The organism is Micromonospora sp. NPDC049275 (assembly GCF_043197115.1).
GTDB lineage: Bacteria > Actinomycetota > Actinomycetes > Mycobacteriales > Micromonosporaceae > Micromonospora.
In genome coordinates this window covers 273,248-287,474 of sequence record NZ_JBICSN010000005.1, presented here as the reverse complement: position 1 = coordinate 287,474, position 14,227 = coordinate 273,248, and the positions used below count along the sequence as shown (strand labels likewise).

The following is a 14,227-nucleotide window of genomic DNA, read 5'->3' as shown; positions in this document are numbered from 1 at the left end:
GCCACGGCCCGCCACGGTCCACGTCGCTCGGGCGCTCCCATCCGTGCGTCGGCGTTCGCGGCCGGGGTTCGGGGCTCGTTAGGCTCTGCGGTTGTGATCAGCGAGGATTCCGCAGTCGTCCGCCCGCCCGTCCTGCGCCCCGGGGACACGGTGCTGCTGGTGTCGCCGTCCGGGCCGACCTCGCCGGAGCGGGTCGCGCGGGGCATGGAGTTGCTCACCGGGTGGGGCCTGCGGCCGGTACCGGCGCCGAACGCGTACGCCCGGCACGGCTACCTCGCCGGCACCGACGACCTGCGGGCCGCCGACCTGAACGCGGCGTTCGCCGACCCGCAGGTGCGCGGGGTGATCTGCACCCGAGGCGGGTACGGCGCCCAGCGGATCGTGGACGCCGTCGACATGGCCGCCGTCCGCCGCGACCCGAAGGTGGTCGCCGGCTTCTCGGACATCACCGCGTTGCAGCTCGCCCTGTGGCGGGGTGCCCGGCTGACCGGCGTGCACGGGCCGGGGGCCGCCTGGCGGGACGAGCGGACGTCGCTGCGCTCCGCCGAGTCCCTGCACGCGGCGCTGATGACCACCGAGCCGGTGACCGTGGAGGCGGTGCCCACCGAGGAGACCTTCGGCGTACGCGTGCCGGGTCGCGCCACCGGCACCCTGCTGGGCGGCAACCTGTGCCTGATCGCCGCGTCGATCGGTACGCCGGACCTGCCCGATCTGACCGGTGCGGTGCTGTTGATCGAGGACGTGCAGGAGCCCCCGTACAAGGTCGACCGGATGCTCACCCACCTGCGCCGGGCCGGCGCGCTGGACGGGCTGGCCGGGGTGGCGGTCGGGCAGTTCACCGACTGCGGTGACGGCTGGGACACCACGATCGTCGACGTGCTCGGCGAACGCCTCGGCGACCTGGGCGTACCGGTCCTCGGCGGCCTCCCCATCGGCCACGGCCCCGGCCAGCTGACCGTCCCGGTGGGCACCCGGGCAACCCTGGACACCGCCACCGGAACCCTGACGGTCTCCCCCGCCGTCCGGTAACCCCCGCCCCTTCTCCTCCGGTGGTCTAGAGGTTTGGGTCATCTTCGGGCCGGATCGTGCACGAACCTCCTGAGCACCAGGGTCAGGCGGTGGGGTTCGGGGTCAGGTGGGCCACCGCGCCGACCTCCAGTGCCGCCCAGACCCCGTCGGGGGTCCTTGCGATGCCGTGGGGTTCCGCCCCGGGGGTGGGCAGGTCGTAGCTCTCGATCCGGCCGGCGGGATCGAGGTGGCCGATCCGGTTGGCGCCCCACTCGGTGAACCAGGCGCCGCCCGCCGGATCGGCCACGATGGCGTGCGGACGAGCCGCCCGGTCCGGCAGCGGGAACTCGACGATCCTCCCGTCCGGGTCGATCCGGCCGAGTTGACCGGCCGCGATCTCCACGAACCAGACGGACCCGTCCGCGTCGAGGGTGATGCCGACCGGTCCGGCGTCCGGGGTGGGCAAGGGGTGCAGCGTCACCCGGCCGGCGAGGTCGATTCGGCCTATCGCGTTCGCCCGGTTGAGGGTGAACCAGAGGGCATCGTCCGCGCCTGCGGTGATCATCGAGGCGAAGCCGCCGGTCACGGGCAGCGGGAATCCGGTGACCGTACCGTCGGTGTCCACCCGGCCGATCGTGTCGGAGGTCATCCCGGCGTACCAGAGCGCGCCGTCGGGCCCGGCCGCGATGCCGCCCGGCCCGGTGCCGGCCGGCAGGACGATCGTGCGCTGTTCGCCGTCGACGGCGAGTCGACCGATCCGGTCGTCCCCGGACCGGGTGAACCAGAGCGCGCCGTCCGACCCCGTCGTAATGATCAAGGGGCGGCCGCCGGCCGGCTCCAACGGGTAGGTCCGGACGTCGCCGTCGGGCCCCAGGCGGGCGATGCCGCCGGCCTGGACCAGCGTCAGCCACAACGCGCCGTCGGGCCCAACAGTGATGCCGTACGGGCCGGTGTCCGGCCCCACGAGCGGAATCTCCCGGATCTCGACTGTCATCTCGCGGTACGTCCCTTCGTTGGCGACCACCAACCCTGACGTCCCGACCGACGACGACACAACCGATTTCACCGGGCGCCGGCCTCGATTGCCAGCTCGCTGACAGGGTCGCCACGGGTCGCGCCCAGGATCGCCGGTCACCGTCGAGGACGAATCGCCGCACCACCGACCTTCTGGAGGACAGCATGTCCCGCACCATCCGTAGGAAGCACCTGCTGGCCGGCCTGGCCACCGCTGGTGTCCTCGGCGTGGGGATCGCCGCCCCGACGATCGCCTTCGCCGCGGACAGCCCGACGCCGTCCCCGAGCGGCAACGCCGCCTCCGCTCCCGGTCCCGGCGCGAAGGCCGACCGGCAGGGTGAGTTCGCCGAGGCGCTCGCCAAGGAGCTGGGCGTCCCCACCGACAAGGTGACCGCCGCGCTCGAGAAGGTCCGCGAGCAGCACCGGCCCGCCGATCGTCCGGCACGCCCGTCGGCCGAGGACCGGCAGGCCGCGCTCAAGGAGCGCCTGGACCAGGCGGTCAAGGACGGCAAGCTCACCCAGGAGCAGGCCGACGCCATCACCAAGGCCGTCGAGGCAGGCGTCTTCCCCGGCCCCGGCGGCCACCGCGGACCCGGCGCCCCCCACGGCGAAGGTACGCCCAGCAAGTAATCCAGCGGGCCCGAACCCGGCCGGTCGCGGCTTGATCCACTCGACTTCCGTGAAGTCGCGGTGTCCCACGCACTCGGACACCGCGACTTCATGGAAAGCGAGTCGATCATCAGCCGGGCCGGGAAAGGCCGGAGGGTCAGCCCTGGGCGGGTGGGGGTGCGAAGACGCCGAGGCGATTTCCCGTCGGGTCGAGCAGGTGGGCGAGCGTGAGCCCGCTCGGGGCGGTCCGCGCCGGCACCAACACCTTGCCGCCGGCTGCCTCGGCTCGCCGGCAGGTCTCCGCCACGTCGTCTACCTCGGCGTAGAACACCGCGTAGTTCGGGGACGTCCCGTCGGTCGCTCGGATCGCCCCGCCGATCCCGGTGTCACCGCCGGCCCCGGTCACACGGTAGGACCCGCCACTACCCGCGCCCTCCTCCTCGAAGGTCCAGCCGAACAGCTCGCCGTAGAAACGTTCCGCCTCCTCCGGCCGGTCGGTGCCGATCTCGAACCAGGTGATGGGCGTCGTGGACACGTGCTGCCTCCAGAGTTGCCGGGACGGCGGTTCGCCGTCGTCCAGAGCAGTTTCGGGGCCGTCCGCGACAGCGTCCTGTCGGTGTTTCCGCATCACCCGACGGAGATCGCCGCGTGCCTGACCCGACTCAGACGAGGCTCAGCGGGCGGACGCGTTCGTGGGGGATGTCGAGATCCGTCAGGCGGAGCTCCCGGACCACCACCTCGGGCAGCGCCCGGACGTCGGCGATCCGGTCGGTACGGAAGCAGCGCAGCTCGTCGCGCAGCCGGCACCAGGCGAGCAGATACCAGTGTCGGGGGTTGCCGAGGTAGCCCAGCGGCTCGACGTCGCGCATCGAGTCGGTGCCGGCGCGGTCGGCGTACCGGATGCGCAGCACCCGCCGCGCGGTGACCGCGTCGGCGACGGTGGCCGGGACGGGCGTGGCCGGCTCGTCGCCGATCAGGTGCACCCGGCCGGCGAGGCGGTGCGCCTCGGCGGCGTCGGCGGCCGGCAGTACCGCCACCAGCTTGCGCAGCGCGCTGGCGCCCGGCCCGGCGAACGGGGTCCCGGCGAGCCGGTGCAGCGCGACGGCCATCGCCACCGCCTCGGCCGCGGTCAGGTTGACCGGCGGCAGCGTGCGGCTGCGGTCCAGGACGTAGCCGCCGGTGCGCCCGGGCTCGGCCCAGATCGGCACGCCGGCCTCCTGGAGCGCGCCGATGTCCCGCTCGATGGTCCGGCTGCTCACCTCGAAGTGGGCGGCCAGCCAGCGGGCGCTGCGCGGCCGGGGCGACACCGCCCGCAACTCCTCGACCAGGGCGTAGAGCCGGTCCGTGCGGTTCATGCCCGGCACGCTACGGCCGGGGTACGACGCCCCGCAGCGGGCCGGGCTCAGGCGATGCAGGCGCAGACGATCAGTGCCGCGCCGAAGTGCGTGGCGGCGCTGACCCGGGCGGCCGGGTGCGGCTCGGGCGAGCAGATGACCTCACCGAGCTTGCCGGGGGTGAGCAGGTCGAGCACGAAGAAGGCCAGCGCCATGATGGCCAGCCCGACCAGCCCGAACAGCACAGTGGAGGCCAGCCCACGGCCGAAGTCGCTGTAGCTGGTCAGGATCGCCGTGAAGACGATCCCGGCGATGCCGAGCTGGTTGGCGGCGAGCAGCAACCCCGCGTTGGCGTTGCGCTCGACCCAGATCAGCTCCCGCAACCGCCCCGGGGTCAGCAGGTCGACAAGCCCGAACCCGGCCGCCATGAGCCCGACGCCCACGACACCGAACACGACGCTCTGCCAGGCACCGCTGAGCAGGTCCTCCAGCACCGACTGCCTCCCGACTCTCCGCCCGGCGGGGTACCGGCGCGGTGATCGAGACGATAGCGGCAGCGCGCCACCGCGTCAGCCCCGCGACTACAGCGCCAGGTAACGCTGCCGCTCGTACGGGGTGACCTCACGGCGGTACTGCTCCCACTCGGCCCGCTTGTTACGCAGGAAGAAGTCGAAGACGTGCTCGCCGAGCACCTCGGCGACCAGTTCGGATTCGGCCATCACGTCGATCGCCTCGGCCAGGTTCTCCGGGAGAGCCTCGTACCCCATGGCGCGGCGCTCGGCGCTGCTCAGCGACCAGACGTCGTCCTCGGCGCCCGGCGGCAGCTCGTAGCCCTCCTCGATGCCCTTCAGGCCGGCGCCGAGCAGCACCGCGAAGGCGAGGTACGGGTTGGTCGCCGAGTCCAGCGAACGGACCTCGACACGGGCGGAGTTCGGCTTGCCGTACGCCGGGACGCGGACCAGCGCGGACCGGTTCAGGTGACCCCAGCAGACGTACGCCGGGCTCTCGGTGATCCGGTCCGGCAGGGCCTGCGGGAAGAGCCGCTTGTACGAGTTGACCCACTGGTTGGTGACCGCCGTGTACTCCCGGGCGTGCACCAGCAGGCCGGCGATGAAGGACTTCGCCACCTTGGAGAGCTTCATCGGGTCGCCACCGTCGTGGAAGGCGTTGCGCTCGCCCTCGAACAGCGACAGGTGGGTGTGCATGCCGCTGCCCGGCTGGTCGGTGAACGGCTTCGGCATGAAGCTGGCCTGCACACCTGTGGAGAGGGCGACCTCCTTCACCACGTGGCGGAAGGTCATGATGTTGTCGGCGGTGGTCAGCGCGTCGGCGTAGCGCAGGTCGATCTCCTGCTGGCCGGGCGCGACCTCGTGGTGGCTGAACTCCACCGAGATGCCGATCCGCTCCAGGGCCAGCACGCCCTGGCGGCGGAAGTCGCGGGCCACCGCGTGGGTGGTGTGCTCGAAGTAGCCGCCGGTGTCCACCGGGGTGGGCACCGAGCCGTCCTGCGGGCCGTTCTCCAGCAGGAAGAACTCGATCTCGGGGTGGGTGTAGAAGGTGAAGCCCTTCTCGGCCGCCTTGGACAGCGCGCGGCGCAGCACGTGCCGCGGGTCGGCCCAGGAGGGGCCGCCGTCGGGCAGCAGGATGTCGCAGAACATCCGTGCGCTCTCGCCGCTGACCCCGCCCTCGAACGGGAAGACCTGGAAGGTGGTCGGGTCGGGCATGGCCACCATGTCCGATTCGAAGACCCGGGCGAAGCCCTCGATCGCCGATCCGTCGAAGCCGATGCCCTCCTCGAAGGCCGCTTCCAGCTCCGCGGGCGCCACCGAGACACTCTTGAGCGTGCCCAGCACGTCCGTGAACCACAGCCGGACGAACCGGATGTCCCGCTCTTCCAGCGTACGGAGGACGAACTCCTGCTGACGGTCCACTTCCCCAACCCCTCGCGACAACTCTTTTGTCCGCCTTGGTCGGGCTGTACCCGACCTGACCGCCCAGTGTTCCCGGGCCTGGTTACGCAGACGTTACGCGAACTGCCGCCGCCCGTCCCCTCGTGTCCCGCCCGCCGAGCGGTACCGATCCGGCCGGACCGCCGCGTGGCGCCCGAGCGTGGCCGCCATCTCGTCCGACGGTGCGGATTGCTCCGGCCGTGCTGGGGCAAGATGAGGACATGCCCACCCTGCGTCTCGCCCTGTCCCAGGTCAATCCGAGCGTCGGCGACATCGCCGGCAATGCCGACCTGGTCCGCAGCTGGACCCGCCAGGCCGCCGACGCCGGCGCCCAGCTCGTGCTCTTCCCGGAGATGATGCTGACCGGCTACCCGGTCGAGGATCTGGTCTTCCGGCGTTCCTTCGTCGCCGCGTCCCAGGCGGCCGTCCAGCGGCTCGCCGCCGACCTCGCCGAGGACGGCCTCGGTGACCTGCCGGTGGTGGTCGGCTACCTGGACGCCGACGGGCCACCGCAGGTGAGCGGGGACGCCGAGCCGGGCCGGGGTGCCCGCAACGCCGCCGCGCTGCTGCACCGGGGTGCTGTGGTCGCCCGCTACTTCAAGCACCACCTGCCCAACTACGGCGTCTTCGACGAGGACCGCTACTTCGTCTCCGGCGACCAGCTGACAGTGGTGCGGATCGGCGGGGTGGACGTCGCGCTGACCATCTGCGAGGACCTGTGGCAGGCCGGCGGGCCGTTCGCCGCCGCCCGGCAGGCAGGCGTCGGCCTGGTGGTCAACATCAACGGCTCGCCGTACGAGCTGAACAAGGACGACATCCGGCTGCCGCTGGTGCGCCGCCGGGCCGCCGAGGCGGGCGCCGCCATCGCGTACGTCAACATGATCGGCGGGCAGGACGAGCTGGTCTTCGAGGGCGACTCGATGATCGTCACCTCGGACGGTGAGCTGCTCACCCGCGCACCGCAGTTCGTCGAGCACCTGCTCGTGCACGACCTCGAGTTGCCGGCCGCGACGATGGCCCCGGGCAGCCGCGACGTCGCGGACGGCATGCGGGTGGCGCACCACACGCTTGACGTGATTCCGCCCGCGCCGTCCGGCCCGGCCGTCGCGGGTGGGCTGATCGAGCCGGTGGCCGACGAGGCCGAGGTGTGGCACGCGCTGGTGCTCGGCCTGCGCGACTACGTCAACAAGAACCGGTTCGCGTCGGTGGTGCTCGGCCTCTCCGGCGGCATCGACTCGGCGGTGGTGGCAGCCCTCGCCGTCGACGCGCTCGGCCCGGACCGGGTGGTCGGGGTGTCGCTGCCCAGCCAGCACTCCTCCGAGCACTCCCGCGAGGACGCCGCCGACCTGGCCAAGCGCACCGGGCTGGACTACCGCGTCGAGCCGATCCAGCCGATGGTGGACGCCTTCCTGGCCAACCTGTCGCTGTCCGGGATCGCCGTGGAGAACCTCCAGGCCCGGGTACGCGGTGTCATCCTGATGGCGCTGTCGAACCAGGAGGGCCACCTGGTGCTCACCACGGGCAACAAGAGCGAATTGGCGGTCGGCTACTCCACCCTGTACGGCGACTCGGTGGGCGGCTTCAACCCGATCAAGGACGTCTGGAAGACGCTCGTGTGGCGGCTGGCGAAGTGGCGCAACGCGGACGCGGCCCGCCGCGGCGAGACCGCCCCGATCCCGGAGAACTCGATCGGCAAGCCGCCGAGCGCCGAGTTGAGCCCGGGCCAGCTCGACAGCGACTCCCTGCCCGACTACGACGTGCTGGACCCGATCCTGATCGGCTACGTCGACGGCGACCTGGGCCGCGACGGGCTTGTCGAGTCGGGCCACGACCCGGCCGTCGTCGACAAGGTGCTGCGGCTGGTGGATACCGCCGAGTACAAGCGACGCCAGTCGGCGCCCGGCGCGAAGATCTCCATGAAGGCGTTCGGCCGGGACCGCCGCCTGCCGATCACCAACCGGTGGCGCGAGAACGGCTGAGCCCGTACGTCCGGGCCGGGTCGCGGGACTCGGCCTGGCGCGGTCGTGAGTGACATCTTCCACTGCGCCCTGCCGTCACCCGGTCTTCCGGTGCGACGATCGCGACGGAACCCGGGGACCGCGCAGGCGGCCTCGAGGAAGGAGACAGTCATGACCGAGTCCACTCCGAACGAGGTGACCGCGCTGTACGGCGGACCGGCCACCCGTCGGATCCGTACCCGCGACCTGATCGCCGCCAAGGAACGCGGCGAGCGGTGGCCGATGCTCACCTCGTACGACCAGTACACGGCGGGGATCTTCGACCGGGCCGGCGTGCCGGTGCTGCTGGTCGGCGACTCGGCCGCGAACAACGTGTTCGGCTACGAGACCACCCTGCCGGTCACCACCGACGACCTGCTTCCGCTGGTACGGGCCGTGGTGCGCTCGACCCGGCAGGCCCTCGTCGTCGGTGACCTGCCGTTCGGCTCGTACGAGGAGGGGCCGACCCAGGCGCTGCGCACCGCCGTCCGGTTCATGAAGGAGGGTGGCTGCCACGCGGTGAAGCTGGAGGGTGGCCGCCGCAACGCCGCGCAGATCGCCGCGATCGTCGGGGCCGGCATCCCGGTGATGGCGCACATCGGCTTCACCCCGCAGAGCGAGCACACCCTGGGCGGCTACCGCGTGCAGGGCCGGGGCGACACGGCCGACGAGGTGCGGGCCGACGCGCGTGCGGTGGCCGAGGCGGGCGCGTTCGCGGTGGTGCTGGAGATGGTGCCGGGCGAGGTGGCCAAGCAGATCACCCACGAACTGGCGATCCCCACTGTCGGCATCGGCGCGGGCCCGGACACCGACGCCCAGGTGCTGGTCTGGCAGGACATGGCCGGCCTGCGTACCGGCAAGGCCCCGCGCTTCGTGAAGCGCTACGCCGACCTGGCCGACGTCCTCACCGACGCGACCCGCCGCTTCGCCGACGAGGTCCGCGGCGGCGAGTTCCCGGCCGCCGAGCACACCTTCTAGCACAGCCAGTGTGATCGACTCGGTTTCGCGGAAATCGGGGTATCCCTGGCACCGGGACACCCCGATTTCAGCGAACCCGAGACGATCACGCCGCTGGTCGCCCCGGGGACCTGGTCAGAGGTCGGTGACGCGGATGCCTGCGTGCGCCTTGTAGCGCTTGTTGATGGCGATCAGATTCGCGGTGAACGCCTCGATCTGGTGGGCGTTGCGCAGCCGGCCGGCGTAGATGCCGCGCATCCCCGGGATCCGGGCGGCGAGCGCTCCGACGATGTCGACGAGCTCCCGGTCCTCGGTGCAGATCAGCACGTCGAGGTCGATCCGGTCGACCTCGGGGTCGGCCAGCAGCGGGGCGCTGACGTGGTTGAACGCGGCGCAGACGCGGGAGTCGGGCAGCAGCGCGGCGGCCTGCTGGACGGCGCTGCCCTCGGCGACGGTGAGGGCGTGCGGGCCCTGCTTGTCGAAGCCCAGCGGGTTGACGCAGTCGACGACTATCGTTCCGGCGAGCGGCTCGGCGAGGGCGGCGACGGTGGCGGCGTGCCCGTCCCACGGCACCGCGATGATCACGACGTCGCTGCGGCGGGCCACCTCGTCGTTGGCCGCGCCGGTGACGCTGACATCGGCAGGCATCCGGGGCAGAGCGGCGATCTCGGCTGCCGACTCGGCGGCCCGCTCCGCCGATCGGGAGCCGATCAGCACCGTCTGCCCGGCCCGGGCGAGCCGATAGGCGAGGCCACGGCCCTGGTCGCCGGTGCCGCCGATGATGCCTACCGTCAGCCCGGACACGTCGGGCAGCGTGCTCGCGTCGTATGCCATGGGCTCATCCTCGCAAACCGCCCGGTCCGTCAGCAGCGCCGGCCGCTGTGACAATCCCCGCTACGCGCCGGTCCGCCGACGACGACCGCCGACATCGCCCCGCCGGTCCCGCAGGGCCAGCGGACCGGCTCGGCACGGACAGCCAGCTCAGGCCAGCTCGAACAGCACCGTGCGGGCCGCCGGGTCGGCGGTGACCAGGCGGACCCGGACCCGTTCGCCGAGCGGCAGCGCACCGAGGCAGCGGCCGCGTACCGGTGGGGCGTCCAACGCCACCGTTCCGCCGGGCGGGCGGGGCCGGGACTTGCCGTTGGGTGGGGCGTCGACGTCGAGTACCGCCGCGTCGAAGGTCTCCCCCACCCGGTGCTCCAGCAGCACCGCCTCGGTCAGTTCGACGGCGCCGCGGCTGGCGGCCGAGGCGGTCCGGTCGGTGCTGGCCATCACCTCGGGCAGCCGGGGCAGCGCCGCGCGGGCCCAGTCGGGCACCTCCCGGCCCGCGTGCAGGGCCAGGCAGACCTCGGTGGCGTACCTGTCGGCCAGGCGTCGCAACGGCGCCGTGACATGGGCGTACGCGGCGGCCACACCGCCGTGCTCGGGCTGCTCCGGAACAGTGCCGTCGAAGGCGGTGTACGCGGCGCCGCGCATCAGCTCGGCCGCCTGGTCGATGAACGCGGCGGAACGCGGCTGCGCGGCGTCCAGGCCGGCGATCACCTCACCGGGGCCCACGCCGTCCGGCCAGTGCACGCCCAGCGGAGCGGCGGCCGCCCGCAGGCGTTGCACCGCCTCCGGCTTCGGTGCCGGCATCGTGCGCAGCAGACCCACTCGGCCGGCCAGCATGATGTCGGCGGCGGCCATCCCCGTCAGCAGTGAGATCTGTGCGTTGTGCTCCTCCATCGGCACCGGCCCGCGCAGCACCAGCCGCCAGCCGTCACCGTCGGGCTCCACGTCCTGCTCGGGCAGCGGCAGGTTGATGGCGCCTCGGCGCAGGCCCCGGGCGGTCAGTCGGTCGCCGATCTCGGGCAGCAACGCGATCGGCTCGGGCAGCCGGCCGGCCTCGGCCGCCGCCTGCACTCCGGTGTAGTCGAGTTTGGCCCGGCTGCGCACCAGAGCGCGCTCCAGTTCGACGGCCACGGTGCCGCCGTCGGCGTCCAGGTCGATGGTCCAGACCACGGCGGCCCGGTCGTCGTCGGGCAGCAGACTGGCCGCGCCCTCGCTGAGCGTCAGCGGGTGCAGCGGCACGTGGCCGTCGGGCAGGTAGACCGTCTCCCCCCTCCGCCAGGTCTCCTCCTCGAGCGCGCCGCCCGGCGTGACGTGCGCGGCGACGTCCGCGATGGCGTAGCGCACCCGGTAGCCGCCGCCCGGCCGACGGGCGAGGTGCATCGCCTGGTCCAGGTCACGTGAACTGGCCGGGTCGAGCGTCACGAACGGGATGTCGGTACGGTCGACCGACGGCCGGGGCGGCGCGGCAGCCGCTGCGTCGGCCTCCCGTTGGGCGGCAGCCGGGAAGCCCTCGGGCAGGCCGAGTTCGCGGCGCAGCGCGCCGAAGTCGATGCGGGGCGCGAGTACGCGTCGGATGACCACGGGTCAATCCTGACAGCGCCGCCGGTGATCCGCTTCCGGTGACCGGCCGAGATCTCCGTCGCCCTCCGACGAACCGCCCCGCGCTGCGTGCGGACCCGCCAGCTCGGACCGCCGTGTCGGTCTGTCGCGCCGGACACGGCAGGCCCGTGGAACGAACCGGTGCCTCGCCGAGGCGCTTGCGCTCAGCCGGTCGCCTTTCGGGCGGTGCTGCGCGTACCCCGGGGGGTGGTGGCTCGTGCGGCGACCGGACGGGCGGGCGACGTGCGGGCGGTCACCTTGCGGGCCGGTGCCTTGGCGGCGGTGGTCTTCTTCGCCGGGGCCTTCTTCGCCGCCGCCTTGCGGGCGGTGATCGCCGAGGTGCCGGTCGCCTTCGCGGCCGGGGCCTTCTTCGCCGGGGCGTTGCGGGCGCCGCCGCTCGGGCGGGTGGAAGCGGTCTTCTTCGCCGCGGTCTTCTTGGCGGGAGCCTTCTTCGCCGCGGTCTTCTTCGCCGGGGCCTTCTTGGCAGCCGTCTTCTTCACGGTGGACGCCTTGGTCGCGACCTTGCGCGCGGGCGCCTTCGCGGCGGCGGTGGTCCGCTTCGCCGCCGACGCCGTGGTCTTCTTCGCGGCGCCTGTCGTCTTCTTGGCGGCGCTCGTCGTCTTCTTCGCCGTACCAGTCGTCCCGCTCGCGGCGGTGGCGCTCGTGCGCGTCGTGGACGCCGGGGTCCGCTTCGCGGCGGTCGTCGTCTTGCGGGTGGCGGTCGAGGTCTTGGCCGGGGCCTTCCTGGCCGCCGCGCTGGTCCTGGTCGTGGTCTTCTTCGCCGGGGCCTTCTTCGCCGCGGCGGCGGTCCTGGTGGGGGCGGCCTTGCTCGCGGTCGTCCTGGTCGCGGCCTTCTTCGCCGGAGCCTTCTTCGCCGCCGCGGCGGTCTTCTTGGCCGGGGCACGGCCCGCGCCGCCGGCTGCCTTGCGGGCCGGCGCCTTCGCGGCACCCGTGGTGGACTTGCGCACGGGGGTGGTCCGGCTCGCCGACGTGTTGCGCTCCGCCGCGGCGGTCTTCTTCGCGGTAGTGCGACGGGCGGCCGGACGGGTGGTGGCCTGCTGTGCTTCGGCCATCGTGGTTCCTCCTCGGGGACGTGCTCTCGCGTGCGTCCTCGCGGAGCACGAACTACCGCGACGCGGGCCGTCCCGCGCCGTCTACCTGTCCTCCCCGGCCCAACGAGCGTCCTCGGCCTCCCACGCTTCGTTGCGCTCCTGCACCTGCTGCAGGGCGTTCTCCGCGTCGGCCGCCGAGTTGTACGGGCCGAGAACGTGCTTCGCCGGACACACGTCGGCGTCCGTCTCGACCCGGTGGTGCCGGGTGCACCAGTAGAACTGCCCATTACGTCCGCTGTCGTTCATGGGAATCACTGTGCACCGGGAACGGGCTGACCGCCACCGGATCACGCAAGTCGCCGAACCCTCTCCACAGTAGAGACGCTCAGCGCACTTTGGGCGAAAACGCCGAAAGAAGTGCAGGTGGGGCATTGGCCCCTCGGGTGCGGGCCGGCGGGGCGGGCCGTGGCCGCCCACCAGCGGCCTATGATCGCCCGATGTCGGTACCGGATTACATCGTGCGGATGCGCAAGCACATCGGCCAGGACCTGCTGTGGCTGCCGAGCGTCAGCGCGGTGATCCGCAACGATGCCGGCGAGCTGCTGCTCGGCCAACGCGCCGACGACGGACGGTGGTCGATCATCAGCGGTTTCGTCGAGTCGGGCGAGCAGCCGGCCGCAGCGCTGCTGCGGGAGGTACGGGAGGAGACGGGCCTGGACGTGGCGCCCGTCCGGCTGTCCAGTGCCGTCTCGCACCCGCACACCTACCCCAACGGGGACCAGTGCGAAATCCTCAACCTGGGCTTCCTCTGCCGGGTGGTGTCCGGCACCGCACGGGTCAACGACGACGAGTCGGTGGCCGTGCGGTGGTTTCCGGTGGACCGGCTGCCCGAGCTGGACAAGCACGCGCTGCTGGTCATCGCCTACGCGCTGCGCGACAACCCGTTGGCCGGCTACCTGCCGCCCGGCACGAACTGGGACGACGTCCCCACCTGAACCGCGCCCGTCAGGCCGCGACCCGTTCGACGGGGATCCACAGTTCGGCGTCCGCCGTGGTCCCGTCCGCGGACACCCGCACCCGGGAGATCTCCGGTCCGGGTCGGCTGCGGTACGGGTTGGACGGGAACCACTGGGTGAAGACGTCCCGCCACAGGTACTGGACGGCCTGCGGGAACGCGCCGGAGGTGGTGAACACCGCCCACGTTCCGGCCGCCACCGCAAGCGCGTCCAGGTCCTCCGGTGGCGTGGCGCCGGTGACCACCCCGTGCCAGTAGTCCAACTCGCTGCCCTCGGCCCGACCGTCGGCGAGGTTGTCACTGACGTTGACGATCCCGGTCGGCTCCTGATCGGAGAGCGCCTCGATCCGAGCCGTCGTCTCCTGGTCGATGCTCCGGATGAACGCGACGATCGCGGGGTTCATCCCCTCGTGCACCAGCGGGACCCGGGCCCTGCGCCCCACCAGCGCGAACGCGTCCTTGGCGACGATTCGGTACTCCATGCTGCCACTCCCTTCCACTGTGAGTCGGAAGGACATCCGGGGCTGGGCGCGCAGCACTGCCCCCGTACGCCGAGCTTCTCCCGGCCCCACGCCGTGTACGGCGTGGAACGCCCGGGCGAACGCCTCGGCCGATCCGTAGCCGTACCGGACGGCGACGTCGAGCAGTGTCCGCTCCCCCGCGAGCACGTCCGCGCCGGCGACGGTGAGCCGACGACGACGGATGTACTCCGACAGTCCGATGCCGGCCAGCGCGGAGAACAGTCGCCGAAGGTGGTACTCCGACGTCAGCGCGATCCGCGCCAGGTCGGCCACCTCGATCTGCTCGTCGAGGTGCCGCTCGATGTGCGCCATGGCCTCGTTGAGCCGCTCCAGCACCCGGG

15 protein-coding genes are annotated in these 14,227 nt (G+C 72.5%); 5 read left to right on the top strand and 10 right to left on the bottom strand.

The window, feature by feature from the left end:
• The first annotated feature begins 93 nt into the window (after nt 1-93).
• Nucleotides 94-1,029 (top strand): LD-carboxypeptidase, encoded by a 936-nt coding sequence (locus tag ACGFIE_RS18705; RefSeq protein WP_393296144.1) that lies wholly within the window; start codon nt 94-96, stop codon nt 1,027-1,029.
• Between the two features lie 82 nt (nt 1,030-1,111).
• Here ACGFIE_RS18705 and ACGFIE_RS18700 read toward each other — a convergent pair whose 3' ends face one another.
• Entirely contained in the window at nt 1,112-2,032 is a 921-nt protein-coding gene (locus ACGFIE_RS18700) for a virginiamycin B lyase (protein WP_393296142.1), read from the bottom strand.
• Nucleotides 2,033-2,187: 155 nt separating this feature from the next.
• On the opposite strand from ACGFIE_RS18700, the gene ACGFIE_RS18695 reads away from it, so the two are divergent.
• Nucleotides 2,188-2,652, top strand: a complete 465-nt coding sequence (locus ACGFIE_RS18695) for a hypothetical protein (RefSeq protein ID WP_393296140.1) — start codon at nt 2,188-2,190, stop codon at nt 2,650-2,652.
• 136 nt (nt 2,653-2,788) lie between these two features.
• On the opposite strand, the gene ACGFIE_RS18690 is transcribed toward ACGFIE_RS18695, so the two are convergent.
• From ACGFIE_RS18690 to glnA, 4 genes are all read right to left on the bottom strand, one after another.
• Nucleotides 2,789-3,166: a VOC family protein gene (locus ACGFIE_RS18690; RefSeq protein WP_393296138.1), complete on the bottom strand. Its 378-nt coding sequence runs from the start codon at nt 3,164-3,166 to the stop codon at nt 2,789-2,791.
• A 127-nt stretch (nt 3,167-3,293) separates the two neighbouring features.
• The gene (locus ACGFIE_RS18685; RefSeq protein ID WP_393296136.1) at nt 3,294-3,986 is read right to left on the bottom strand and encodes a helix-turn-helix transcriptional regulator; all 693 of its coding nucleotides are present in this window, start codon (nt 3,984-3,986) and stop codon (nt 3,294-3,296) included.
• Between the two features lie 47 nt (nt 3,987-4,033).
• The gene (locus ACGFIE_RS18680; protein WP_393296134.1) at nt 4,034-4,459 is read right to left on the bottom strand and encodes a DUF350 domain-containing protein; all 426 of its coding nucleotides are present in this window, start codon (nt 4,457-4,459) and stop codon (nt 4,034-4,036) included.
• 87 nt (nt 4,460-4,546) lie between these two features.
• Entirely contained in the window at nt 4,547-5,896 is a 1,350-nt protein-coding gene (gene glnA / locus ACGFIE_RS18675) for a type I glutamate--ammonia ligase (protein WP_007463316.1), read from the bottom strand.
• A gap of 239 nt (nt 5,897-6,135) precedes the next feature.
• On the opposite strand from glnA, the gene ACGFIE_RS18670 reads away from it, so the two are divergent.
• Both ACGFIE_RS18670 and panB read left to right on the top strand, forming a co-directional pair.
• Nucleotides 6,136-7,893 (top strand): NAD+ synthase, encoded by a 1,758-nt coding sequence (locus tag ACGFIE_RS18670; protein ID WP_393296132.1) that lies wholly within the window; start codon nt 6,136-6,138, stop codon nt 7,891-7,893.
• 150 nt (nt 7,894-8,043) lie between these two features.
• Nucleotides 8,044-8,889 (top strand): 3-methyl-2-oxobutanoate hydroxymethyltransferase, encoded by an 846-nt coding sequence (gene panB / locus ACGFIE_RS18665; RefSeq protein ID WP_363683229.1) that lies wholly within the window; start codon nt 8,044-8,046, stop codon nt 8,887-8,889.
• A 114-nt stretch (nt 8,890-9,003) separates the two neighbouring features.
• Here the strand turns inward: panB and npdG are convergent, their stop codons facing one another.
• The 4 genes from npdG to ACGFIE_RS18645 form a co-directional block, all read right to left on the bottom strand.
• Nucleotides 9,004-9,702 (bottom strand): NADPH-dependent F420 reductase, encoded by a 699-nt coding sequence (gene npdG, locus ACGFIE_RS18660; RefSeq protein WP_393296130.1) that lies wholly within the window; start codon nt 9,700-9,702, stop codon nt 9,004-9,006.
• 147 nt (nt 9,703-9,849) lie between these two features.
• Nucleotides 9,850-11,280 carry an RNB domain-containing ribonuclease gene (locus ACGFIE_RS18655; protein ID WP_393296128.1) on the bottom strand — a complete coding sequence of 477 codons (1,431 nt, stop codon included), beginning with the start codon at nt 11,278-11,280 and terminating at the stop codon, nt 9,850-9,852.
• Between the two features lie 182 nt (nt 11,281-11,462).
• On the bottom strand, nt 11,463-12,371 hold the full coding sequence (locus ACGFIE_RS18650; protein WP_393296126.1) for a histone: 909 nt from the start codon (nt 12,369-12,371) through the stop codon (nt 11,463-11,465).
• Between the two features lie 81 nt (nt 12,372-12,452).
• Nucleotides 12,453-12,656: a hypothetical protein gene (locus ACGFIE_RS18645; protein WP_363683237.1), complete on the bottom strand. Its 204-nt coding sequence runs from the start codon at nt 12,654-12,656 to the stop codon at nt 12,453-12,455.
• Nucleotides 12,657-12,847: 191 nt separating this feature from the next.
• Between ACGFIE_RS18645 and ACGFIE_RS18640 the strand changes: the two genes are divergently transcribed.
• Entirely contained in the window at nt 12,848-13,345 is a 498-nt protein-coding gene (locus tag ACGFIE_RS18640; protein ID WP_393296124.1) for an NUDIX domain-containing protein, read from the top strand.
• A gap of 10 nt (nt 13,346-13,355) precedes the next feature.
• Here ACGFIE_RS18640 and ACGFIE_RS18635 read toward each other — a convergent pair whose 3' ends face one another.
• The gene (locus tag ACGFIE_RS18635) at nt 13,356-14,222 is read right to left on the bottom strand and encodes a GyrI-like domain-containing protein (protein ID WP_393296404.1); all 867 of its coding nucleotides are present in this window, start codon (nt 14,220-14,222) and stop codon (nt 13,356-13,358) included.
• Nucleotides 14,223-14,227 lie beyond the last annotated feature (5 nt).

Coding starts and splice junctions, on each gene's coding strand:
- panB (WP_363683229.1), top strand. CDS start 8,044: ATGACCGAGTCCACTCCGAACGAGGTGACCGCGCTGTACGGCGGACCG.
- ACGFIE_RS18670 (WP_393296132.1), top strand. CDS start 6,136: ATGCCCACCCTGCGTCTCGCCCTGTCCCAGGTCAATCCGAGCGTCGGC.
- ACGFIE_RS18650 (WP_393296126.1), bottom strand. CDS start 12,371: ATGGCCGAAGCACAGCAGGCCACCACCCGTCCGGCCGCCCGTCGCACT.
- ACGFIE_RS18695 (WP_393296140.1), top strand. CDS start 2,188: ATGTCCCGCACCATCCGTAGGAAGCACCTGCTGGCCGGCCTGGCCACC.
- ACGFIE_RS18685 (WP_393296136.1), bottom strand. CDS start 3,986: ATGAACCGCACGGACCGGCTCTACGCCCTGGTCGAGGAGTTGCGGGCG.
- ACGFIE_RS18640 (WP_393296124.1), top strand. CDS start 12,848: ATGTCGGTACCGGATTACATCGTGCGGATGCGCAAGCACATCGGCCAG.
- npdG (WP_393296130.1), bottom strand. CDS start 9,702: ATGGCATACGACGCGAGCACGCTGCCCGACGTGTCCGGGCTGACGGTA.
- ACGFIE_RS18645 (WP_363683237.1), bottom strand. CDS start 12,656: ATGAACGACAGCGGACGTAATGGGCAGTTCTACTGGTGCACCCGGCAC.